This window comes from Sulfuricurvum sp. (genome assembly GCF_022759005.1).
GTDB lineage: Bacteria > Campylobacterota > Campylobacteria > Campylobacterales > Sulfurimonadaceae > Sulfuricurvum.
The window spans coordinates 1862-6001 of the sequence record NZ_JAEMQA010000075.1; the positions used below are offsets into that span (position 1 = coordinate 1862).

Annotated in this window: 4 protein-coding genes; all 4 read right to left on the bottom strand. The window is 45.8% G+C overall.

Features of this window, described 5'->3' with window-relative positions:
• The coding region (locus tag JHC35_RS05000) for a hypothetical protein (protein ID WP_295042613.1) at positions 1–389 on the bottom strand (389 nt) is incomplete at its 3' end.
• Positions 389–1573, bottom strand: coding sequence for an ethylbenzene dehydrogenase-related protein (locus tag JHC35_RS05005; RefSeq protein ID WP_295042615.1), 1185 nt, complete (start codon positions 1571–1573; stop codon positions 389–391). The genes JHC35_RS05005 and JHC35_RS05000, both read right to left, overlap by 1 nt.
• Positions 1573–2670 carry a 4Fe-4S dicluster domain-containing protein gene (locus tag JHC35_RS05010; protein WP_295042617.1) on the bottom strand — a complete coding sequence of 366 codons (1098 nt, stop codon included), beginning with the start codon at positions 2668–2670 and terminating at the stop codon, positions 1573–1575. The genes JHC35_RS05005 and JHC35_RS05010 overlap by 1 nt, the downstream gene beginning before the upstream one ends.
• A 9-nt stretch (positions 2671–2679) precedes the next feature.
• Positions 2680–4140: molybdopterin dinucleotide binding domain-containing protein (locus JHC35_RS05015; RefSeq protein WP_295042619.1), on the bottom strand; the 1461-nt coding region annotated here is incomplete at its 5' end.

Below are 4140 nucleotides of genomic sequence, written 5' to 3' on the forward strand. Positions count from 1 at the left end.
CCTTTAAAGAAAGACTTTTTCGGTGGTGGCGGAGCTTTGAATTCTGTCGCTTCGATCGTATTGGTTTTCTCATCGAGAACACCGACGATGACAACACCGTTCTTATTCATCCCCTCACCCAACTCAGAAACTTTGAGCTTAGAGGTATTGATTTCATACACTTTTCCGGTAGCGTGCTGGAAGAGTGCCAATTTTGGATGCGTTGTTTCACCTGGTTGAATCTTTTTAAAACAACCGTCCGATCCACATGCATAGTTCTCCAAATAACAATCAGCAAATGCCCCTTGAGCGGCACATGCAGGAGTGGTTAACAACCCCTCAAATTCTTGCTCTTCACCTGCAAACGCACTGATCGCCAGTGCGGCACATAGTAATGCAACCTTTTTCATTATTCTACCTCCGCTTTGAGCGTTTTGAGATACGCTACGATATCTTCAACCGTTTTCTTGTCCAAGAAACTAAAGTCGGTCATCGCAGAAACACGTTTCCCTTTTTCAATATTGTACCACGGTGTATTCGAGTGCGCATTACGATTGTAACCTGGCACGATAACCGCAGACGGTTTTAAGATTGACTCGCGAAGATACGCCACGCTTGAGTATCCACCGACGTTTGCCAATGACGGTCCCATGAAACTTGGTGCATCGGTTGCTTCGATTTGGTGACATCCGGCACAGCCGTTTGCCGCTACCGCTTCTTTCCCTTTTGCTGCATCACCTTTTGGTGCTTCGGTGGTTTCCGCTACGATTTTCGCATCCGGTTTTTGCCCCTCAAGGTTGATAGAAACCCAAGGAGAGAGGTTTTTCAACCCGTTACGTCCCATTTTCTCGCCATCCCATACGGCGATCGCTACTGGGACTGTTCCGCTGCTTTTCATATACGTATCGTTCAACGGGCGAACCAACGTTCCGGTCCATCCTTTTCCATCATACGTCATATTCGCATTTGAAGCCACAGACCCGTCTTTGATCTCTGTCAAAGAACGAAATCCTTCAGCTACAAAAACACGCTCATAATCGGTTTTTGCCAATGACGCTACTTTTGCGTCATACGCTTTCAACTCATCACCGAAAAGAGCCGTTTGGTTACGGTTGATCTGAGTCGAAACATCTTTGTTTCCGTTTGGCTCATACACTTTTTCGGTTGCTTTTTGCAAGTGAACGACAACCGGACGACCCGCTGACCCCATTCCGATATACGGAAGCGGTTGAGAGCCTTTGGTTATACCGGCAAATTGGACGGCAAATCCGTCGCTGTAAGTATCGGATGAGTATGAACCTTGAACGTTTTTCGTGCCGTCAGCCCATTTCACCATCAACGCAATGTTTTTACTATCATACAATGCCGCAACATCCGCTTTTTTTGCTTTGTTGTTTTCATTTGCCGCGTTGGCTTTTTTGTCGTTCATGTGGATAGCCGATTGCGGGTAAAGAACAACGCTGGTGAATTTAGCTTTCGCCCATGCCGAAGCATCATTCACATCGCTCACTTTTACCGCCGTAATCGAGTCTGCAGCCAATGCTGCAGACGCCGCTACACCCAATGAAAGAATAGTAGTAAGAAGCTTTTTCATTAGTGGTGTCCTCCAGCTTGTGTAAACTTACCGGCAATGTAACGTGTATCAACCGGAGCCAATGGGTTACGTTTGGCAGCTTTAGCAACTTCTTGATAGTAGTTGTTATCAAGACGGAACATATCTTTGTGTTGATACGCGATCAACAAGTCAAGCAATTCACTCACTCCCGTCTCTTTACGTTTTTTCATCTCATCTTTAAGTGTTTTGATCGCATCGTGTACCGCTGGTCCGAACAATTTTTCCAACTCTTCAATCGGAAGACGTGTTGATCCCTCGATGATTTTTCCCTCAGCGTCAAATTTCGCCGGAGATTCGGTCGGAGGAATATAATATACGTTCGGTTGTGTTCCGTAATCAGAACGGAGACCCAATGCTACTTTGTATTTGTGTACCAATTTGTACACTTGTGACTCTTCATCATCCAAGAAACCTACGAAACGGATACGTCCGACACATTGTTGCGCACACGCCGGTGGAAGACCTTGCTCGATACGCGGGAAACAAAGGATACATTTCTCTGATTTAGAGATTTTCGGATTGAAATAGATTTTTTTGTAAGGACATCCCGCGATACAATAGCGATACCCTTGACAACGATCCAAGTCAACCAAGACAACCCCGTCTTCTTCACGTTTGAAGATTGCGTCACGCGGACATGCACTCAAACAGCCCGGATTTGTACAGTGGTTACAAATACGCGGCAGATAGAAGAAATAGTTGTCTTGCGGGAATGCACCGGCACCTTGGTCCTCATCCCAGTTTGGTCCCCAAGTCGGAGAAACGTGTGGATGGAAATTATTGCTATCACTCATACCGCCCATCAATGATTCATAGTTGTAATCCCAAGGTACCCCGTAATCGGCTTCAAGATTTGGGATCACGCCCGGCTGGAGGTCACCCGCAGCGTCAAATCCGCCGCCAAGCTCCATCCAGTTTTTTGGATAACCCGTACCCGGATAGGTCTCGACGTTATTCCAATACATATATTCACGACCGTTACGGTTCGTCCATTGCGTTTTACATGCTACGGTACATGTTTGGCACCCGATACATTTGTTCAGGTCCATTACCATTGCTAATTGTCTTTTAGACATCTAAACCCCTTAATACTGTACGTCTTTAGCTTTTTCGTAGTTAACCGCGCCATCGTATGCGTATTGGTTACCATCCCACAGACCACCAAATTTGAGGTGACCCCATCCGTCTGCCATTTCAAGAAGGTTCAATGATGTCGGTACAACTTCATTGTGCCCTTTGTTTTTCAAATACATGTACGGTTCCCATCCATGCTCCATAACCAATCCATCCGCCGGTGCAGAAGAGGAGAGTTTCGCCATTGCATAGAACTCACCGAGTGCATTATAGATACGGATCGTATCTCCATCCTTAATTCCTTTTGCTTCCGCTACTTTACGGTTCACTTGCACTGCAGGAACACCGCGTTGGAGGCGGAGAAGGGTACGTGACGTTTTATAGTTCGAGTGGATTGACCAACGAGCGTGCGGTGTCATGAATACGTACGGATAGTCTTTGGACTGAGGACGGATCCCTTCCATACCGGTATTGGTTGCCGCACCCATTTTAATGTACATATCATGGTCAACATAGAACGTTTGACGACCGGATAGTGTTTCAAGACGCTCAAATTTATAGAGGTTGAACTCCATAGAGCTGTACGGACGGTCAGAGTACAACGGAGAAGATTTCGCCGCTTTTTCATTAATGAGCAAGAATCCACCCACTTTGTACATTTTCTCCATCGTCCATGGCTCATACTGCTCACATTTTTCCAACGCCGCTTGTACTGCCATTTTATCCGTACCAAGGTAGTTTTCACCTGCACCCTCAGATTCTGGGTCTGTATTGGTGAACTCTTTATGGAAAATCGTCAAATCGTGGAAACCCGGTTTCGCGTATTTCGGATGATCTTTAACTTTCGCTTTGTCGATATTCTCCGGTCGGTTTGCCAACTCTTCCATTTTTTTAGCAAGGAGAGTAAACATTGACCACTCATCCATCGCTTCACCGACATTTTTAATGTTTGCAACCGGCTGAGCCAAGTTGGTAAAACGGTGGTAACCCGGAGAGGTACGCAAGTCATACACTTCGTAATGCGATTTTGCCGGAAGCAATACGTCAGCATATTGTGCCGCTTCAGACATACGGTAATCGACATAACCGTAGAATTTGGTTTTCGAAAGGAACGCTTTGCGATATTCGTTACCTTTGTTACGGCGGAATTTAGAATCGGCTACGATAAGTGCACAATCCGGTTGCCACCATGGTTTATTCACGTTTCCGTGATGTGATTCCAAGTTTTCGGTATTGTTTTTACCGTGACCGAGCATCTCTTCGAGAACAGCCATGTACTCTTTTTTAGACATACCGTTTTGAGCACGTTTAACATCATCATCACCGAAGTACTGATCAAATGTTTTGAGTCCGTCACCGAATACGAATTCTCCGACAAACCCTGAACCGAAACGAGCGTTGTACTTACCGCTGAATCCACCGAGAACACCAAGACCTGAAAGGGTAAATTCATTTTCGGTATTCAATCCGCC

Bases quoted from the DNA above. Each gene is read 5' to 3' on its own strand.
- JHC35_RS05010 (WP_295042617.1), bottom strand. From the start codon at position 2,670: ATGTCTAAAAGACAATTAGCAATGGTAATGGACCTGAACAAATGTATC.
- JHC35_RS05005 (WP_295042615.1), bottom strand. From the start codon at position 1,573: ATGAAAAAGCTTCTTACTACTATTCTTTCATTGGGTGTAGCGGCGTCT.